Below are 18,976 nucleotides of genomic sequence, written 5' to 3' on the forward strand. Positions count from 1 at the left end.
CAAGGATATAGCCCAGTATATCACAATTACTTACTAATTGTAAGTATATGAGTGGAAGTTTGCGAATAGCTATTAACATTGTCTGGTTCATCGTTACTGTTTCATAGTTTCAGAAGAATGTCAGCAGTAAATCAAATTAATCCGCCCGGATATTGTGTATTTTTATTGACAGATTACCTGATGGATGATATTTTAAATTTACAAATTCCAATCAACTTACTTTGGATTATATTTTACCGACTGTACATACAGAGGTGCCTGCGTGATTGTTGCGCGAGGTCCCTCTGTTTTTTTGTTGCTAAGGGAATTCAGCCAGAAGGAGGAGCAGATATGGGAGAGGCATTGTTGTCTATCACAGAACTGAATAAGCACTTTGATACCGCTGGAGGCAAGGTGCAGGCGCTGGAGGATGTCGAGCTGGAGGTGCAGGAGGGGGAGTTCATCACGGTGATTGGACCCAGCGGCTGCGGCAAAAGCACCCTGCTGCGCATCATTGCCGGTCTGGATACCGGCTATACCGGCAGTGTTACCCTGGAGGGGGCAGCGATCAGCGGGCCGGGAATCGATAAGGGGTTTATTTTTCAGGAGCACCGCTTGTTTCCCTGGCTTACGGTAGAGAAGAATATTGCCTCGGATCTGCCGCTGGGCAGGCCGGATATCCGGCAGCGGGTAGATGAGCTGATTGAGCTGGTGAAGCTCGGCGGCTTCGAGAAGTCCTATCCCCGTGAGCTGTCGGGCGGGATGGCCCAGCGGGTAGCGATTGCCCGGGCACTGCTGCGCAGTCCCAAGGTTCTGCTGCTGGATGAGCCCTTTGGCGCGCTGGATGCTTTTACGCGGGCGCATATGCAGTCGGTGCTGCTCGACATTTGGCAGCGGAACCGGACGACGATGATTTTTGTGACCCATGATATAGATGAAGCCGTGTTCCTGGGGAACCGGGTGGTGATTCTGGAGCCTCGTCCCGGCCGAATCCGTAAGATCGTTCCCATAGACCTGCCGTATCCGCGCTCCAAAACAACAACCTCCTTTCAAGAGCTGCGGCTCAAGGTATTGAATTACTTCGAGAAGGTGGAGGAGCTTGAGCTGAAGGACGGGGCCGGAATATAAGGTAAATCCAGATGCTTATTGTGGAATGCGAATATATTAATTAATTCAGAAGGAGGAACAGCCATGGCAGAGCGGACCGTAGCTGTAGGGAATGCCGGAAAAACCGGACAGCCTGATGGACCTGGAAAAGTGGTCATTGCCGGTCTGGGGCTGCTGCTTCCGGCAGGGGTACTGATCCTGTGGCAGATTCTGGGCTATTACGGAGTGATCTCGGAGATGCTGTTCCCGACACCTTATACGATTGCCCAGTCGTTCATTGCGCTGGCGTCTACCGGGGATTTATGGAGCAACCTGAGAATTAGTGTCGTGCGGGCGTTGTCAGGATTTCTGCTTGGCGGCGGGCTCGGTCTGTTCTTCGGCATCCTGGTCGGATTATTCCGCCGGTCGGAGAAGCTGCTGGACCCCTCGCTGCAAATGATCCGCATGATTCCGAGCCTTGCCGTAGTGCCGCTGTTCATTCTGTGGTTCGGCATCGGCGAAGAATCCAAGGTGCTGCTGATTGCCAAAGGGGCGTTTTTCCCGGTCTATATCAATACCTTTATCGGAATACGCGGGACGGATAACAAGCTGTTTGAGGTAGCCAGAGTGCTTGGCTTCAGCAGAGGGAAGCAGATTGTGCGGCTGGTGCTGCCTGCGGCGGTGCCGAATATAATGCTCGGGGTGCGCTTGTCGCTGGGACTCTCCTGGCTGGGACTGGTGGTTGCGGAGCTTATTGCTTCTACCTCGGGGATCGGCTACATGATGTCAGATGCCCGCCAGTTTGCCGATACGCCTGTTGTATTTGTGGGGATTATTGTATTTGCCGCTGTCGGACTGCTGAGTGACACGATTGTCCGCCTGATCGAACAGCGTCTGCTTCGGTGGCGGGACAGTTATCAGGGATAGGGGGGAAGAACAGCATGAGTGAAGGGATAGAAGCCATAATTAAGACAGCCAAGGGGGTAAGGGAAGCCCGTGATTATAGCGGAACTGCTTCAATTACTACGGCTAACAACAAGAAAGAGACATATTCTGTACTCTGGAAAAAGCTTCTGTATGACTGGGTAGCCGGGGCAGCCATTCCCGTAGCGGTGCTGGCCGTGTGGCAGCTTGCCGGGAGCGCAGGCTGGATCTCACCGGAGTTTCTTCCGGCACCGCTGACGATCCTCTCTGCATTTGCGGATCTGACTGTTAAGGGAGAACTCGTCCATCATGTGGGTGTCAGCATTGGACGGGCGGGCATCGGGTTCCTGATTGGAGGTATTCTCGGCTTGCTGCTGGGGACATTGACCGGCCTGTTCCGCAGCGCAGCCTATCTGCTGGACCCAAGTGTTCAGATTCTGCGGCTGGTTCCGCATCTGGCGATTGCCCCGCTAATTATTCTGTGGTTTGGCTTCGGCGAGATCTCGAAGGTGGTTATTATCATGAGCGGCTCCTTCTTCCCGCTCTATGTTAATACCTTCATGGGCATCCGGGGAGTGGATAACAAGTTATTCGAAGTGGCCCGGGTACTGGGCTTCAGTCCACTGCAGAAGGTGCGGCGGCTGATCCTGCCGGCTGCGCTGCCCGGCATTCTCCTGGGACTGCGCCTGTCGATGGCTGTGGCCTGGATCGGTCTGGTGGTTGCTGAACTGATCGGATCACAGTCCGGGGTTGGATTTCTCATTAATGAAGCGAAGCAGAATTCCAATACGGCAGTTATTTTTGTCGGAATACTTATTTTCGCTGTGGTCGGCAAGCTAATCGATTCTCTATTCCGCGTCATCGAACGCAAATTCCTGTACTGGCGTGACAGCTATCAAGGTTGAAGACGGGCTAATGAAACGCTAACGCTAATGAAACCAAGGGGGCAACAACATGAGCCAACCGGCACTGAAGGAAGCATTGAAACTGACGGCAGATGTACTGGTAATCGGCGGAGGTCCCGCAGGAACATGGGCTGCACTTACAGCCGCAGCCAAGGGAGTGAAGGTGATTCTGGCCGATAAAGGATACTGCGGCTCCAGCGGTGCGACTGCCCCGTCGGGCACAGGAGTATGGTACGTGAAGCCGGAGGAGGAGCTGCGCGAGGCCGCGAAGGCCAGCCGTTATGCTATGGGCGGTAAGCTGGCAGAGCACCGCTGGATGGACCGGGTGCTGGACCGTACTTATGAGAATATGAACAGACTGGGCGTCAGCGGCTATCCGTTCCCGGTGGATGAGGAAGGCAATCCATACCGGCGGGGCCTGCAGGGACCTGAATATATGCGTCTGATGCGCAAGCTGGTGAAGAAGGCAGGTGTGAAGATTCTGGACCACAGTCCCGTGCTGGAGCTGCTCGCCGATGAGCACGGGGTAGCCGGAGCGGCCGGCGTACAGACCCAGAACGGAGAAGCCTGGAGTGTGCATGCCGGGGCGGTGGTTATCGCTACCGGGGGCTGCGCTTTCCTCAGTAAGGCGCTGGGCTGCAACGTTCTGACGGGTGATGGTTACTTATTCGCTGCGGAAGCAGGAGCGAGCCTGTCCGGCATGGAGTTCTCCAATGCCTATGCGATCTGCCCGACCTTCTCCTCTGTAACGAAGACCGCATATTACAGCTATGCCAGCTTCTATTATGAGGACGGCAGCGTGGTGGAAGGAGCGGGCTCCAAGAAGGGCCGCTCGGTCATTGCCCGGAATCTGCTGGCGGGCCGTCAGGTGTTCGCGAAGCTTGACGGAGCCGATGAGGCTTTGCAGCCGCTGCTGCGGGTGGCGCAGACGAATTTCTTCCTGCCGTTCGACCGGCGGGGAATTAATCCCTTTAAGGATCTTTTCCCGGTAACCTTGCGGCTGGAGGGGACCGTCCGGGGGACCGGCGGTATCCGGATTACAGACGAGAATTGCGGCACAGGTGTTCCAGGGTTATATGCTGCAGGGGATGCAGCCACCCGCGAGCTGATCTGCGGCGGGTTCACCGGAGGCGGGAGCCACAATGCCGCCTGGGCCATGTCCTCCGGCTCCTTCGCCGGGGAAGGGGCTGCGGCTTATGCCGCAGGACTTGGCCGGCATGCCAGCCATCGGACACCTTCCGGCTTGTCCTCTTCCCCGCTGGTTCACGGGGAAGTCCGGGCAGGCGCAGCGGCCAGAACCGCAGAGTATGTGGAGGCTGTGCAGGCAGAAGTCAAACCGTACGATATTAATCTGTTCCGTACAGAGCAGGGGCTGGCCTCTTCGCTGGAACGTCTGGACGGACTATGGAAGGAGCAGCGCAGCCGGGAAATCCAGCGCACGCCGGAAGGTGTAAAGGCGCGTGAAGCCGAAGCGATGACGGCGACGGCACGCTGGATGTACAGCTCCGCACTGGCCCGCACCGAGACCCGGGGAATGCATAAACGGGAGGACTTCAAGGCAAGTGATGACAGCCAGCATCACCGCTTGATCAGCGGCGGACTGGATCAGGTATGGGTGAAGACAGAAGAGGTAGCGAAGGAGAGTGTATTGTTGTGATTGAAGTCATCAGCGCTGGCCGGTGTATAGAATGCAACCAATGCGTATCCGTCTGCCCGACCAATGTATTCGACCGGGCAGATAATGGAATTCCTGTTATCGCCCGGCAGAGCGACTGCCAGACCTGCTTCATGTGTGAGCTGTATTGTCCGGTGGATGCGCTGTATGTTGCTCCGGATTCCGAGGGGATTACCGGGATTACAGAGGCAGAGCTGGAGGAGCAAGGCCTGCTTGGAGGCTACCGCGAGAAGGTAGGCTGGGGCAAGGGCAGACAGCCGGTGGCTAGTCATGACTTCATGGTTAAGCTGGCGGCGCGGGCAGGATTCTGATTTCTGATATGCGATAACAACATCCAGTAGACGACTGAGGGGAGAATACAGCAATGAGCAGATTGTACAGAGAGATTACAGGTATATGGAGCAAAAGGGGACGCCTCACGCTGATTACAGGTGTGGTGATGATCATGCTGGTACTGCAGGCTTGCGGCAATAATACGGGGAGCAGCAGCTCAGCAGCAGGCAGTGGAGGTAACAATACCGCTGAAGCGGCTGGCGATAAGGCTTCAAGCAATGTTCCGGCCGTGCTGAATTACGGATTCATTGGCTCCAATAAGCTGAATCTGCCGGGAGGCGCGGAAGGCTGGGGCCTTTACAAGGGCATTATTCAGGAAGAGCTGAAACCATACGGAATTACCGAAGTCAAGCTGACAGGCTTCCCGAACGGGCCAGATCAGACGGAATCATTAATCAGCGGAAGACTTGATTTCGGCAGCCTCGGGGATACCCCGGCGATTATCGCCTACGCCTCAGGAGCCAAGACCCGGCTGATCGCCCAGACTTCAGCGCATACAGTCGGTTATCTGATCGGCAAGAAGGACGGGCCGAAGACGGTGCAGGACCTGAAGGGTAAGACGATTGCCATCCAAAAAGGTTCGTTTATGCACCGTTATGTAGTCGGCTTGCTGAAGCAGGAGGGCGTAACTGATTATAAGCTGGTTCACATGCTGATTCCCGATGCAAGCGCAGCACTGGCCCGCGGCGATGTAGACGCGACCACCAATAACGGTGTGGCAGCGCTCAAGCAGATTGAGCAGGGGTACACCCATTTGGATGATGCCTCGCAGCATCCGGATCTGCTCGGTAGCAGCGCTACCGTAGTGTCAGAGGAGTACCTTGCGAAATTCCCGGATTTCCCCAAGGTCTGGAATGCGGCCCGGGAGAAGGCACTGGCCGACCTGAAGCAGCATGAAGATGAATATTATGCATTCCTGGCTGAGATCGGAGATACCACCCCGGAACTCGCGAAGCAGGTCAATCCAATCAGTGATATCAAGGATACAGCCTTCACAGATGACGGTATTAAGCTGCTGGAGGGCACCAAGAACTTCCTCGTCGATGAGAAGCTGGCCAAGAAAGATTTCAATATCAGCGATTGGCAGCTCAAGTAATTCAACATAGGGAAACGGAGGGAATGCCGATGTCTCATGAAACCTTAACTATTGAACATTTCAAGCTGCCGCTGGAGAATGGGCTGTATCTGGAAGGTGAGGTACGGGTCCCTGCGGGGACGGCAACGAAGCCTGTACTCCTGATCAGCCATGGCTTCAGAGGGCATAAAGATTGGGCGTTCTGGCCGGAGGTCTCCGGCAGAATTGCCGGAAGCGGGTTCTACACCGTAAGCTTCAATTTCTCGCGTATCGTTGCCCGTGATGCTGACGGGATCAGCCCGGAGGAAGCAGCCGAAGCGGCCACGCTGAGCAGGGAGCTGGCGGATCTGGAGCAGTTGCTTCATAGCCTGCTTGAAGGCAGGCTGCCGCTTGCCGGACAAGCGGACACGGAGCGGATAGCGGTTCTGGGGCATAGCCGTGCAGGCGGGAGCAACATCCTGTTCGCGGCAGAGCATCCTGAGGTGAAGGCGCTGGTAGTCTGGAACGGCGGTGCTGCACCGCAGCCTCGGCAGGGTGAAGGTACTGCGGCGCTTACACCGCAGGAGCAGGCGGTCCGGGAGGATCAGCTGCGGAATAAGGAGCGTTTCAATCTGGAGGAAGCGCTCAGCAGAGTATCGGCTGCTGCGCTGCTGATTCAGGGTGATCAGGACCGTGATGCCCTGCTGCTGCAGCATGCCGGCTTCAGGGAACAAGCGCCGCAGCACCGGTACCTGAGCATCCGGGGTGCAGATCATACCTTCGGCACGGTAGATCCGTACGAAGGCTCCACCTCTGCGCTGAATGAAGCTGTCACCTCGACGATAGCATTTTTGCAAGAGAAGCTGGCCTGATCTTATTTCTACATTTCAAAGAACCATGAAGAGGAGGAAGCGGAATGCCGCAGCAACAGCAGGCTACAACAGATGTTCTAGTGCTGGGTGGAGGCCCGGCCGGAGCATGGGCGGCATGGAGTGCAGCTTCTCAGGGAGCGAAAGTGATCCTGGCCGATAAGGGATATCTCGGAACCAGCGGGGCTACCGCGCCGGGGGGGACGACGCTGCTGGTGATTCCACCGGTGGCAGAGCTGCGGGAGCAGGCCGTGCAGGACAGACTTAAGGCCGGCGGCTATCTCTCGGAGAATGCCTGGATACACCGTGTGCTGGATCAGGTCGAGCAGAATCTGCAGCTGGTAGAGGAGTGGGGGTATCCCTTCCCGAAGGATAAGGATGGCAGGCCGCTGCGGACGCATCTGCATGGCCCGGAATACATGAGGATTATGCGCAGAGTGGTGCGCAAGGCGGGAGTGCGCATCTGGGATCAATCGCCGGCACTGGAGCTGCTCCATGATCAGCACGGCGTGGGTGGCGCCCGCGGAATCAACCGCCTGACCGGAGAGAGCTGGGAAGTGAAGGCGAATGCGGTGATTATGGCTACGGGCGGCTGCGCCTTCCTCAGCAAGGGGCTGGGTTGTAATGTGCTTACCGGTGAAGGGCTGCTGATGTCAGCCGAAGCCGGTGCCGAGCTGTCGGGCATGGAATTCACCCGGCAATATGCTCCGAGCTTCGCGGATGGAACGGTCACCCGCGGGCGCATGCTGGCTTGGGCCACGCTGTATGATGCTGCGGGCAGGCCGCTGCACCGGGGCGGCCGCACCTTCGGCAGCATTCCCGAGCTGATGCTGAAGGGCCCGGTCTATGCTTCTCTGGATTTGGCTGATACGAAGGAGAAGCAGGCATTCCTCCGCAATGCCCACCCGATCTTCTTCATGCCGCTGGAGCGGGCGGGGATTAATCCGTTCAAGGATAAATTTCCGCTTACGCCCCGCTATGAAGGCACGATGCGCGGCACGGGCGGCCTGCGCCTGACCGGCCCCGGGTGTGAAACCTCGGTGCCGGGGCTGTATGCGGCAGGCGACGCCGCCTCCCGCGAGAAAGTGACCGGCGCCATCTCCGGCGGCGGCGCCTACAATGCATCCTGGGCCATCTGCAGCGGCAGCTGGGCAGGACGAAGCGCAGCGCGGCACGCTCTGCAGCAGCCGCATCCGGCGGAGCGCCGGATGCTCCGCGCGGCGGGCCGCTACGGGATGCCGGCTGGCGCCGGCACGGCAAGGACGCTGGACGCGAAGCCGCTGATCGCGGCGGTCCAGCAGGAGATCCTGCCGCTGCGGATCAATTACTTCCGCAGCGAGCCCGTAGTCGCTGCCGCCCTGCAGCGCCTGAACCGCCTGATGCCCGAGCTGGGCGGGCAGGTGCCCGCGACGGTTCAGGGCATCGTGCAGTCACGTGAAGCGGCCGCTATGCTGAATGTCGGCCGCTGGATCTACACCGCTGCGCTGGCCCGCAAGGAGAGCCGCGGCCTGCAGCGCCTGGCCGAGTATCCGGCGCTGGACCCGCGCCAGACCCACCGCCTGATTCTCTCCGGCGTTAATACGATCGGTATCCGCACGGAAAGTGTGCCTCATGCCCATGAGCTGCGGATTCCGGGAGAGGAGCGGGCCATATGATTGAGCTGGTTAGCCAGGACCGCTGCATCGGCTGCAGGCTGTGCGTGAAGGTCTGTCCGACGAATGTCTTCGCGATGGAGGGCAAGCTTGCCGTCATTGCCCGCCAGGAGGATTGCCAGACCTGCTTCATGTGCGAAGCTTATTGTCCTGTCGATGCATTGTATGTGGCACCGCAGGCAGATAAGTCTGCGAACCCGGATGAGCAGGAGCTGATTGAATCCGGCCGGCTGGGCAGCTGGCGGAAGGAGATCGGCTGGAATCCGGGGGCGGAGGACACGATGGCAGAGCGGGACACGACACCGTTCTTCGAGGTCTTCACCGAAGCTTACCGCGGCAAGTAGCAAGAGATAGGCAAGTGAATTCACAGGTGTTCCGCAGCCATGCCGGCAGCGGAACACCTTTTTGTATATAATCGCTTCTGACTGACGGGTGCATGTTCTTGTACGTTTCGGCCGTCTCTAAGTAATATGACATAATTTGGGCAATACTAGGAGCACGCCGATACATATAGAAGCAGGCTAAGCTGCTGCAGAAAAATATAAATTATTTTAATATATACTAACTGGGCGGCTACCGATTATACTAAGTTGAACGAACCGTTTCTTCAGCAGGCGGAGCGTCTCCCCAAATCTACACACAGACACTACAATATTATGCTGGAGGAAATTGAATGAGCATTACAGAACTTACTAGCCAACTTTCCAGTTTCACAGGAAGGCTACTGCGGGAACGCTTCGGGAAGGGACCTGAATCGATACATGCCTCTATCGGGGAGCAATGTATAGCACTGCATATCCGTAATTTCATCGGACCTGTGGAGAGGTTTTTATTGAATAAAGAAGAAGAACAGGCGTTTCGTTATACACGGGAGCTTCTGATGAAGTCCCTGCTTCCCGAGCTTGCAGCGTACCTGAAGGAGAGCCTGGCTATTGAGGTCGGCGAGCTTTTTTATGATTGGGGCATTCATAACGCATCGGGGATGATCGTGGCGCTCATCAAGAATGACGACGTACCGATTGATGATTATGCCGGGCGCGAAGAAGTCCATACCCAGATTAACGAGGTGACCAGGAAGGTCCAAAAGGAACCGGTCCATACAGACTCCTGGTGGCTGGGACCCCGCATTCTGATTATTAAGCGTGAAGGCATCATGATTCCTTTGGAGAAGGAATTGATTGGCCTCGGCTATGAGAATACGCTTAAGACTACCAAGCGCAAGATGGAGAAGCGTTATTTGGATGATACCACCACTATAGCCCAGATGCTCGGCAAAGAGCTGGCGGATATTTATGTGGATTGGGATTTCGACAAAGATACCAGCGTGATAGCCTATACTTTTCACTAAAGTCTAACCATATATGAGGTGGAAATGAGTCGGACATGCAAATGAGCCGAACATGAGCCGAAGAAGGGGGAACCGTCCCTTTCTTCGGTTTTTTTATTTTCTGCCCATCTGCCGTTAGGGGTGCTGAGACTTTTTAGGAGGATAAGCTGGATGGAGGAGTGTAAGTGGACGGTATTATATGTAGAAGATAATCAGCTCAATATGGCCTTAGTACACCATATCTTCAAAAGAAATCTGCCCTCCGTATTGCTGCTGAAGGCTGAAACGGCAGAGCTTGGACTGCAAATAGCGCGGGAAGCTCTGCCGGATCTGATTATCCTGGACATCGGGCTTCCCGGACTTAACGGGTATGAAGCTCTGGAAATACTGCAGCAGGATCAGGCAACTTGTCATATTCCGGTGCTGGCGACGAGTGCGTTTGCGCAAAGCTCGGATATTGAGAAGGCCCGGAAGAAGGGCTTTGCCGAATATATCACCAAGCCCTTTCAGGTTAAAGCGTTCACCGAAACCGTGAAGAGGCTGCTCTACGGAGAAGACCTGCAGAAGATTTAGCTTGAAATAGCAACAGGGGATTCATTAAGGTGGGGAGCTGGGGAGATCTCTGTCTGGCGGCGGGTTCACGGGCTGCTGTAATCCGCTGAATAAGGAATTGTCTGTATTCGACATAATGATTTGACTTTCGCCCGATTATGCAAGATATTTATATTGCAGATTTAATATAAAGGAATTGCATCTAATACTTCACAAACGGGCGGTGGATCTTATGCTAGGGCAGCATACGGAGACGTCTTCTCCATTTGAACAGGCATTTAAGACAGGAACTGCCGGAGTAGCCTTTCTCTCCATGGCTGAAGAATGGATGAAAGTGAATCCGGCGGTAACCCTCTTGCTCGGATATTCCGAAGAGCAGTTGCTGGGACGCAGCTTCCAAGCGTTCTGGGATGAAGATAGCCTGCACATACATAGTTACAGGATGGGGAGCCTCAGGACAGGAGCAGCCCCTTTTTTTGAAGCCGAAATTAAGCTGCGCCATGCGGATGGCTCTGCGGTTCCGGTGCTGCTGCATGTGGCGAGGGTGAGCGAGCCTTCGACGGGAGAGGGGCTGTATTATATCGTTCACTTGGCTGGAAGGCCGCTTGAAGCACGGGTGGAGGCACTTCCCGGGACGTCTGAGCGGCTGTACCAGCTGATTGCCGGCAACATCAGGGACATTGTGTACTATGCTGCGCCCGGTTCAGTCTGCCGCTACTGCTCCCCTTCTGTGGAGGAGGTGCTCGGGTATAGACCGGAGGAGCTGATCGGCCGGGATAACAGCAGACTGGTTCATTCTGAGGATCTGGCCTTAATCAGTGCGCAGCAGATGGCTGACTCGCCTGATGTCCAGCTGCGGATATTACATGCGAACGGCCAATATATCTGGATTGAATTCTCTCTGAGAACGGTGGAAGACGGCGGGGAGCGCGGGGTGCTGGCTGTCGGCCGCGATGTGACCCGGCGCAAGATTGTGGAGCAGAAGCTTCAGGAATCGGTCGAGCGTTATACCTCGCTGAAGAAATATAATCATGACGCGATCATATCGCTGGACCTGGAAGGCCATATTATTAACGGGAATGAACAGGCGGTAAGGCTGACGGGGTATACGATCTCTGAGATGGTGGGCATGAGTGTCAGCCGGATCATCGGCGAGCGGCAGCTGCAGAATGTACTCGGTCCCCGCCGGCGGAGCGGCTCCGCGGGACAGGATATCAACCTGATCTGGCATAAGGACGGGCATTCTGTGGAGGTCCTGACTACCCTTGCGCCGATTATTATCAACCAGTCTACCGTAGGCTTTTATATTATCGTCAAGGATATTACCGAGCAGAAGAAGCTGCTGATTGCCAAGGAGACCGCAGAGAATACGAACCGCGCCAAAAGTGAGTTCCTGGCTATGATGAGCCACGAAATCCGTACTCCGATGAACGGGGTGATCGGGATGACCGACCTGCTGCTGGAGAGCAGTGAGCCGCGTTCGCAGCAGCGGGAGTTCCTGGAGATTATTCGCCAGAGCGGTGAATCCCTGCTGAATATCATCAACGACATTCTCGATCTCTCCAAGATTGAGGCAGGCAAAATCTCACTCCAAGACGAGCCGTTCATCCTCCAGCACTGTATGGATTCCGCACTGGAGCTGCTTCAGCTCAAGGCGGAGCGCAAAGGGCTGACCCTCAGCGTGGAGACGGAGCCGGATGTGCCGCAGCGGCTGATCGGGGACGGGGAGCGGCTGAAGCAGGTGCTGCTCAATCTGGCCGGCAATGCCGTCAAATTCACCTGTACCGGCGGGGTAAAGGTAAGCGTGAAGCGCATTGCCGATGGCCTGGCAGGTGTAACGCTCCAGTTCACCGTGGCGGATACGGGGAGCGGGATTCCCGAGGAGGCCCGCAGCCGCTTGTTCGAGCCGTTCTATCAGATGGAGCATTTCAGGGGCCGCCAGGGTGAAGGCACCGGTCTGGGGCTGGCGATCAGCAAGCAATTGGTCGAGCGGATGGGCGGAGAGATCTATCTGGATACAGCAGCCGGGCATGGGGCGACCTTTGTGTTCACCGTGGTCCTTCGGACGCAAGCGCAGTCGCTTCCGGCTGACGGGCCGGAGGGGAACCTGCCGGAGCCGCAATCCGAAGGCCGGTCCCTGCATATTCTGGTAGCCGAGGACAATGTGATCAACCAGATCGTCCTGCGCAAAATCCTGGAGAAGCGCGGCTTCGCCGTCGATGTGGCCGAGGATGGGCGGCAGGCGGTCGATATGACAGCCCGGCATGGCTATGATCTGATCTTCATGGATGTGCAGATGCCCGGGATGAACGGCCTGGAGGCCACAGCTGCCATTAGGGCAGAGCAGCCGGCAGACCAGCAGCCGGTCATTGTTGCAGTGACGGCCAACGCGCTCAAGGGCGACCGGGAGCTATGCCTTGAAGCAGGGATGGATGAGTATATCAGCAAGCCGCTGAGAAGCGACAGCATTGCCAAAGTAATCGGGAAATTTTTTGCGGAACAGGAATAAGCAGACCTCTCTTCATAAAATAATCACAATGCTGAGTTAAAGCTGCAATGCAGTGCTGTGATGTCTTGCATATGGAAGTCTTTTTGATTAAGATAGCAGAAACTGGTGCATAAGCAGCACCGATATACCTTGTAATGACAATGACGAAGAGAGTAAGCACTTCATAGCGTATTTTAACAGGGAAGGCGTGCCGGAGACTGAGAGCACCCCCATTAGACGCTTAGTGCCGAAGTTCACTTCCGAGTCGGTCCCTGAAGTACACTGCTGCAGCAGTTATGGGTAGGGTGGCCCGCTTCCTGCGTTAACGGATGTAAGACAGAATGAATCGACTGGCCGGTATCCTTCAGGTATGCCGTCATGTGCTGATGCGTCAGCAGGATTCAGTTCTAAATAAGGGTGGTACCACGGCTCCTCGTCCCTTGCGGCGGGGGGTCTTTTTGCGTTCGTTCATAGCCTTAACTATTAATATCACAAAGGAGTGTCTTGGAATGAGTAATGTGGAATTGGATGATCTGAGAGCAAGATTGGATGAGATTAACGGTCAGCTGCTGGAGCTGATCTCGGAGCGTGCCGGAATCGTTCAGGAGATTGGGGTGCTCAAAGAGAAGCAAGGCGTGCCGAAGTTCGATCCTGAACGGGAGAAGGCGATGCTGGAGAAAATGGTCGCAGGCAATAAGGGGCCGTTCACGAATGGAACCATCCGTACGCTGTTCAAGCAGATTTTCTCAGCTTCGCTTGATCTGCAAAGTACGGAGCATAAGAAGACCCTGCTGGTAGCGCGTAAAGACCATGCGGAGGATACAGTTATTGAGCTGCCGGGCGGCGTTACAGTAGGCGGATTATCCTCCCTGATGGTAGCTGGCCCGTGTTCGGTGGAGAGCGAGCTGCAGACCCGTACGGTGGCTGCGGCCCTGCAGAAGGCAGGCGTAAAGGTTATGCGCGGCGGCGCCTTCAAGCCCCGGACCTCCCCTTATGATTTCCAGGGACTGGGCATGGATGGCCTGCGGATTCTGCGTGAAGCGGCGAATGAATACGGGCTGCTGACGATCAGTGAGATTGTCGATCCCCGGCATATTGAAGATGCGCTGGATTATGTGGATGTCATTCAGGTCGGCGCGCGGAACATGCACAACTTCGAGCTGCTTAAGGCGGTAGGGGAAGTGAACAAGCCGGTGCTGCTGAAGCGCGGACTATCCGCCACGCTGGATGAATTCGTTCATGCGGCAGAATATATTATGTCCCGCGGCAATATGGAGATTATGCTGATTGAACGCGGTATCCGCACCTATGAGCGGTCGACGCGCAATACGCTGGATATCTCGGCGGTACCGATTCTTAAGCAGGAATGCCATCTGCCGGTGCTGGTCGATGTCACCCATTCCACCGGACGCAAGGACATTCTGATCCCGTGTGCCAAGGCTGCGCTTGCTGCCGGAGCCGACGGTATTATGGTGGAGGTGCATCCTGATCCGGCTACAGCCTTGTCTGATGCGGCGCAGCAGCTTAATATTGAGGAGTTCAACACCTTCTTCAATGAGGTGAAGGCCTCCGGATTATACCGTTAAGTGAAACAGGGTGAATTCAGGTAACAGGAGGAACTGAAATTTTGAAGCAAATCGTCTCATACAACAACGGTTGGTTCTCCAACACACGGAGTGATATTTTATCGGGCATGACCGTGGCTATTGCCTTAATTCCTGAAGCGATTGCTTTCTCCATCCTTGCTGGCGTAAGCCCTATGGTTGGTTTGTATGCCTCCTTCTGTATCGCTATTGTAACAGCCTTCGCCGGCGGGCGGCCGGGGATGATCTCGGCGGCGACAGGAGCGATGGCGCTGCTGGTCGGCAGCCTGGTGCTGTCGCACGGCATTGAGTATCTGTTCGCGGCTACGGTGCTGGCTGGCATCCTGCAGATTGTGATGGGGCTGCTGAAGCTGGGCCGGTTCATCACCTTTCTGCCGCAGCCGGTCATGACCGGCTTTGTCAACGCGCTGGCGATTCTGATCTTTATGGCTCAGCTCGTGCATTTTGAGGGACAGGGCTGGATCATGTACGCACTCGTGGCTCTTACGCTGGTCATCATCTATACGGTTCCCCGGATCACCAAGGCGGTGCCATCGGCGCTGGTCGCCATTGTCGTAGTCTCGGTACTCAGCATTGTGCTGGGTCTGGATGTAAGAACCGTAGGCGATATGGGGACTATTACTTCAGCGCTGCCTGTATTCCATCTGCCGAGCCTTCCCTTGACGCTGGATACACTGCTGATTATACTGCCGTATTCGCTCTCACTCGCGGTCGTCGGATTACTGGAATCGCTGATGACAGCCACGCTGATTGATGATATCACGGGCACCGGCAGCGACAAGAACCGGGAAGCGAAAGGGCAGGGGCTGGCCAACATCGTGACCGGCTTCTTCGGAGGCATGGCTGGCTGCGCGATGATCGGCCAGTCGATGGTCAATATGAAATCGGGCGGACGGACACGCTTGTCCACTTTTGTCTCCGGGATCTTCCTATTGTTCCTGATTCTTGTGCTGGGTGATGTTGTTAAGCAGATTCCTATGGGCGCACTGGTCGGTGTAATGATTATGGTCTGCATCAGCACCTTTGAATGGAAGTCCCTGACCTCCTTGCGGAGAGTTCCGCTAAGCGATGCCCTGGTCATGGTGGTCACTGTGGTTACAGTAGTAGCTACCGATAACCTGTCGATCGGCGTGCTGTTCGGCGTGCTGCTGAGTGCTTTGTCTTTTGCCTGGAAAATCGCTTCCCTTCAGCTGAATGTTCATACTACGGCATCTGTAACGACTTATCGAGTATCGGGCCAGCTGTTCTTCGGAACCACGAGCCATTTCGTGAATGAATTCATGTATGACAGTGATCCGGCGCAGGTCATTATCGATTTCAGCCGTTCCCATGTGTGGGATCAGTCGGCGGTGGGGGCCATTGCCAAGACGATGGACAAATACGCGGCATTGGGTACTAAGGTCACTCTCACGGGTCTAAATGAAGAAAGTGCCCGGCTGGTGCATCGGGTTGGATTGTCGTCTTCGGGCGGCCATTGACGGATCAAGGACAGAAGGCTGTTTTTGGAGCGATTAGGCTTCAGAAGCAGTCTTTTTTTGACAATATAATAATGTAAAGGATTCATCCTACAAATTTTAATCGTCTACGCCGTCTTTGGAAAAGGATTTTTGAAAAGTTTGTCGAAATTTTCCGGTAGAGGGACATTTGTCATTGCTTCTTCGGATGGCCCTACTATAACCACGCAATTGTGATGCGCGAAAGGGAAGGCCTCCATGTTTTCTTTTATCCGAACCAGACTGATTGCCCGTATTCTCTGTGTTATGACCGTTGTGATTCTCTGCATTACAGCAGGCAATGCCGCCATTCAGTGGGTGAACACCGGATCAGCGGTCAAAGGGACGATCAGCAGCTACAACATGAGTATTGCCAGCCATTATGTGACGCAGATTGATGCCGGGCGCTACAGTGAATTCCTGGCCGATCCGCAGGAGTCGGACCTGTATTGGTCGCTCCGCAATGAACTGGATCAGTTCCGGAAGTCGATTGGTGCCCGTTATGTATATTTTGTGCGGATTGATGATGCCCGCCAGCCGCAGCTGATGATTGACGGCAGGCCGGAGGGAGACCCGCTGGCTTCGGGGATTAATGAGACTACTGATATGCCAGCGGCCGCAGTTACGGCTGTGCTTGCCGGAGAGAATGCCAGCACGCCGCTGATCAGCAATCCCGAATACGGGGATTATATCTCGGCATTCGTTCCTATGAAGGACACCGGCGGGAAGCTGGTCGGGGCGCTGGGCATTGATACCGATGTTGCTGTGCTGAGTACGCTGACCCGTGATGTCCTGATGGAGAGCCTGCCGCTCTATAGTATTATTCTAGCTCTGTCTCTGGGCGCACTCGCGGTGCTGGCCTGGTTCGTCTCCCGGTCCTTGCGTCCGCTGGTGACGATTACAGAGAGCGCGGGCACGATGGCTGAAGGGGATCTCGCCGAGGCAGCCCGTATCCTGCATGCCCGTCCGGTCAACTCCCGGGATGAGATTGGCAGGGCTTATCAGGCGATGCTCCAGATGTCAGGGGATCTGAATGCCAGAGTGAAAGGGATGGTATCCGGGGTGTCTACCGCCTCTGACAGTCTCTACGGCTCCTCCGAGACCTTCGCCAGGAATGCCGATGATGTGCTGAAGATGAGTGAGACGGTGAGCGGCAGAATCAGCAATATCCATGCCGGGGCTAACTCGCAGACGGAAGGCGCTCAGAGCAGCGCAGTAGCCATGGATGAGATGGCGCTGGGCATCTCGCGCATCTCGGAGGCCTCGGCTGCGGTCTCGGAATTCGCAGTCAAGGCGCTGGACATTGCAGAGGCGTCACAGACGGCGATGAACCACACCAATCAGCAGATGAAATCGATCTCTGTATCCACAGGGGAGACGCTGGATATTGTACTGCGGCTGCAAGGGTACACGGATGAGATTGAAGGCGTGCTGGCTGCGATCAGGCAGTCTGCGGATCAGACGAAGCTGCTTGCGTTGAATGCTTCCATTGAGGCGGCGCGTGCGGGGGAGCACGGCAGAGGCTTCACTGTCGTAGCCGGTGAAGTACGCAAGCTGGCAGAAGGCTCCGCAGCCTCAGTCGAGCGGGTGGCCGAGCTGCTGATGCAGATCGGCCAGGCTTCTGCAAGCATCGGGGGACAGATGACGGAAGCGTCCGCTGAAGTGCAGGAAGGGGTGCGGATGTCAGCCGAGGCGGAGGCTGCTCTGCTGGAGGCCTCCGCCGCCTTCCGGGAGGTGGCCGGACAGATCATTGATGTGTCGGCGACAGCGGAGCAGCTCTCCGCTGGCTCGGAGGAGGTTGCGGCAGCGGTGGGCAGCATGGCCGATATTGCCGGAGAGGTCTCGGAGCAGACCCGGGAGATCCGTGAGCTGACTGATCTGCAATTGGCGCGAATCAAAGAAGTCTACGAGGCTTCGCTGAGCGTCAGCGCGAGTACAGGCGATCTGCGGGAGGCCATCCGGCAGGTGAATGTATAGGGCTAGGGGTTCGGTACGCTTGATCTATACTGTCCGGAGTGGATACAGGATTAGCAGAGGTTATGCCCTCCAGCTTTCAAAAGCGTCCGACTATTGGTATGATACAAGGGATGTGAACATCTATTACCGATTATATGGAGGAATTGAACATGAGTGAAACTACAATATCCGGGATTATTGATCATACGCTGCTGAAGGCGGATGCCCGGAAAGACGATATTATCAAGCTTGCCGAAGAGGCCAAAGCCTACAAATTCGCCTCTGTGTGCGTGAATCCGGCCTGGGTGGCTACGGCGCATGCCGTACTGAAGGATACACCGGAAGTGAAGGTATGTACAGTAATCGGCTTCCCGCTGGGGGCATCGACGCCTGAGTCGAAGGCTTTTGAGACAAAGGATGCTATTGCGAACGGTGCCGGTGAGGTGGATATGGTCATTAATATCGGCGCACTGAAGGACGGCAATGACGAGCTGGTGAAGCGCGATATGGTTGCTGTAGTCGAAGCCGCACGCGGCAAAGCGCTGACCAAGGTTATTATTGAGGCCTGTCTGCTGACAGAAGAGGAGAAGGTCCGTGCCTGTAAGCTTGCCGTAGAAGCTGGCGCAGACTACGTGAAGACCTCGACCGGCTTCTCGACCGGCGGGGCAACGAAGGAAGATATCGCCCTGATGCGGGCAACGGTCGGACCTGAGATCGGCGTGAAGGCCTCCGGCGGTGTCCGCAGCGCGGAAGACGCGCTCGTGATGATCGGCGCAGGCGCCAGCCGGATCGGCACCAGCGGCGGCGTAGCGATTGCCAAGGGCGAGCAGAGCCAGAGCGGCTACTAAGCTGAGGTGAGCTAGACATATAGAAACGGCTGCGGCCTCCTTGAGTTCAAGGGAGCCACAGCCGTTTTCTGTTTAGAGGAAGTATAGCAGGTGGATTTCCTCCATCTATTAATGAACATATGAGCGTTACCGAACCAGCAATTGGATAAACAACACTTAAATTCTCTCGATTCATCCCAAGTAGCATAAAGTAACTATATTAGTTGCTGTTTGTCCACCTGTTGCCGGTAA

At 55.8% G+C, this 18,976-nt stretch carries 16 protein-coding genes; all 16 read left to right on the forward strand.

The window, feature by feature from the left end; translation table 11 throughout:
- The first annotated feature begins 330 nt into the window (after positions 1–330).
- The gene (locus MHH78_RS06690; RefSeq protein ID WP_076084669.1) at positions 331–1,107 is read left to right on the forward strand and encodes an ABC transporter ATP-binding protein; all 777 of its coding nucleotides are present in this window, start codon (positions 331–333) and stop codon (positions 1,105–1,107) included.
- Positions 1,108–1,170: 63 nt separating this feature from the next.
- Positions 1,171–1,992: an ABC transporter permease gene (locus MHH78_RS06695; RefSeq protein ID WP_341166941.1), complete on the forward strand. Its 822-nt coding sequence runs from the start codon at positions 1,171–1,173 to the stop codon at positions 1,990–1,992.
- Between the two features lie 14 nt (positions 1,993–2,006).
- Positions 2,007–2,894, forward strand: a complete 888-nt coding sequence (locus MHH78_RS06700; RefSeq protein ID WP_341166942.1) for an ABC transporter permease — start codon at positions 2,007–2,009, stop codon at positions 2,892–2,894.
- Positions 2,895–2,943: 49 nt separating this feature from the next.
- Positions 2,944–4,551 (forward strand): FAD-dependent oxidoreductase, encoded by a 1,608-nt coding sequence (locus MHH78_RS06705; RefSeq protein ID WP_076084660.1) that lies wholly within the window; start codon positions 2,944–2,946, stop codon positions 4,549–4,551.
- Positions 4,548–4,880: a 4Fe-4S dicluster domain-containing protein gene (locus MHH78_RS06710; protein WP_076084657.1), complete on the forward strand. Its 333-nt coding sequence runs from the start codon at positions 4,548–4,550 to the stop codon at positions 4,878–4,880. The genes MHH78_RS06705 and MHH78_RS06710 overlap by 4 nt, the downstream gene beginning before the upstream one ends.
- Positions 4,881–4,933: 53 nt before the next feature.
- Positions 4,934–5,998 (forward strand): ABC transporter substrate-binding protein, encoded by a 1,065-nt coding sequence (locus tag MHH78_RS06715; RefSeq protein ID WP_076084654.1) that lies wholly within the window; start codon positions 4,934–4,936, stop codon positions 5,996–5,998.
- A gap of 29 nt (positions 5,999–6,027) precedes the next feature.
- On the forward strand, positions 6,028–6,828 hold the full coding sequence (locus tag MHH78_RS06720) for an alpha/beta hydrolase family protein (protein WP_341166943.1): 801 nt from the start codon (positions 6,028–6,030) through the stop codon (positions 6,826–6,828).
- 44 nt (positions 6,829–6,872) lie between these two features.
- Positions 6,873–8,480 (forward strand): FAD-binding protein, encoded by a 1,608-nt coding sequence (locus MHH78_RS06725; protein WP_341166944.1) that lies wholly within the window; start codon positions 6,873–6,875, stop codon positions 8,478–8,480.
- A complete protein-coding gene (locus tag MHH78_RS06730) occupies positions 8,477–8,821 on the forward strand; it encodes a 4Fe-4S dicluster domain-containing protein (RefSeq protein WP_076084645.1) in 345 nt (114 codons plus the stop codon). The genes MHH78_RS06725 and MHH78_RS06730 overlap by 4 nt, the downstream gene beginning before the upstream one ends.
- Positions 8,822–9,150: 329 nt before the next feature.
- Positions 9,151–9,825, forward strand: coding sequence for a Na-translocating system protein MpsC family protein (locus tag MHH78_RS06735; RefSeq protein ID WP_076084642.1), 675 nt, complete (start codon positions 9,151–9,153; stop codon positions 9,823–9,825).
- A gap of 150 nt (positions 9,826–9,975) precedes the next feature.
- The gene (locus MHH78_RS06740; protein WP_076084640.1) at positions 9,976–10,377 is read left to right on the forward strand and encodes a response regulator; all 402 of its coding nucleotides are present in this window, start codon (positions 9,976–9,978) and stop codon (positions 10,375–10,377) included.
- Between the two features lie 211 nt (positions 10,378–10,588).
- Entirely contained in the window at positions 10,589–12,865 is a 2,277-nt protein-coding gene (locus MHH78_RS06745) for a PAS domain S-box protein (RefSeq protein WP_341166945.1), read from the forward strand.
- 488 nt (positions 12,866–13,353) lie between these two features.
- Positions 13,354–14,430: a bifunctional 3-deoxy-7-phosphoheptulonate synthase/chorismate mutase gene (locus MHH78_RS06750; protein WP_341166946.1), complete on the forward strand. Its 1,077-nt coding sequence runs from the start codon at positions 13,354–13,356 to the stop codon at positions 14,428–14,430.
- A gap of 41 nt (positions 14,431–14,471) precedes the next feature.
- Complete coding sequence (locus MHH78_RS06755; protein WP_445668034.1) at positions 14,472–15,926, forward strand: SulP family inorganic anion transporter; 1,455 nt, start codon at positions 14,472–14,474, stop codon at positions 15,924–15,926.
- 234 nt (positions 15,927–16,160) lie between these two features.
- Positions 16,161–17,918, forward strand: a complete 1,758-nt coding sequence (locus MHH78_RS06760; RefSeq protein ID WP_341166947.1) for a methyl-accepting chemotaxis protein — start codon at positions 16,161–16,163, stop codon at positions 17,916–17,918.
- A 149-nt stretch (positions 17,919–18,067) separates the two neighbouring features.
- On the forward strand, positions 18,068–18,745 hold the full coding sequence (deoC, locus tag MHH78_RS06765) for a deoxyribose-phosphate aldolase (RefSeq protein ID WP_076084608.1): 678 nt from the start codon (positions 18,068–18,070) through the stop codon (positions 18,743–18,745).
- The last annotated feature ends 231 nt before the right edge of the window (positions 18,746–18,976 follow it).

Origin of the sequence: Paenibacillus sp. FSL H3-0333 (genome assembly GCF_038002805.1) — a bacterium.
Lineage (GTDB): Bacteria > Bacillota > Bacilli > Paenibacillales > Paenibacillaceae > Paenibacillus_AQ > Paenibacillus_AQ silagei.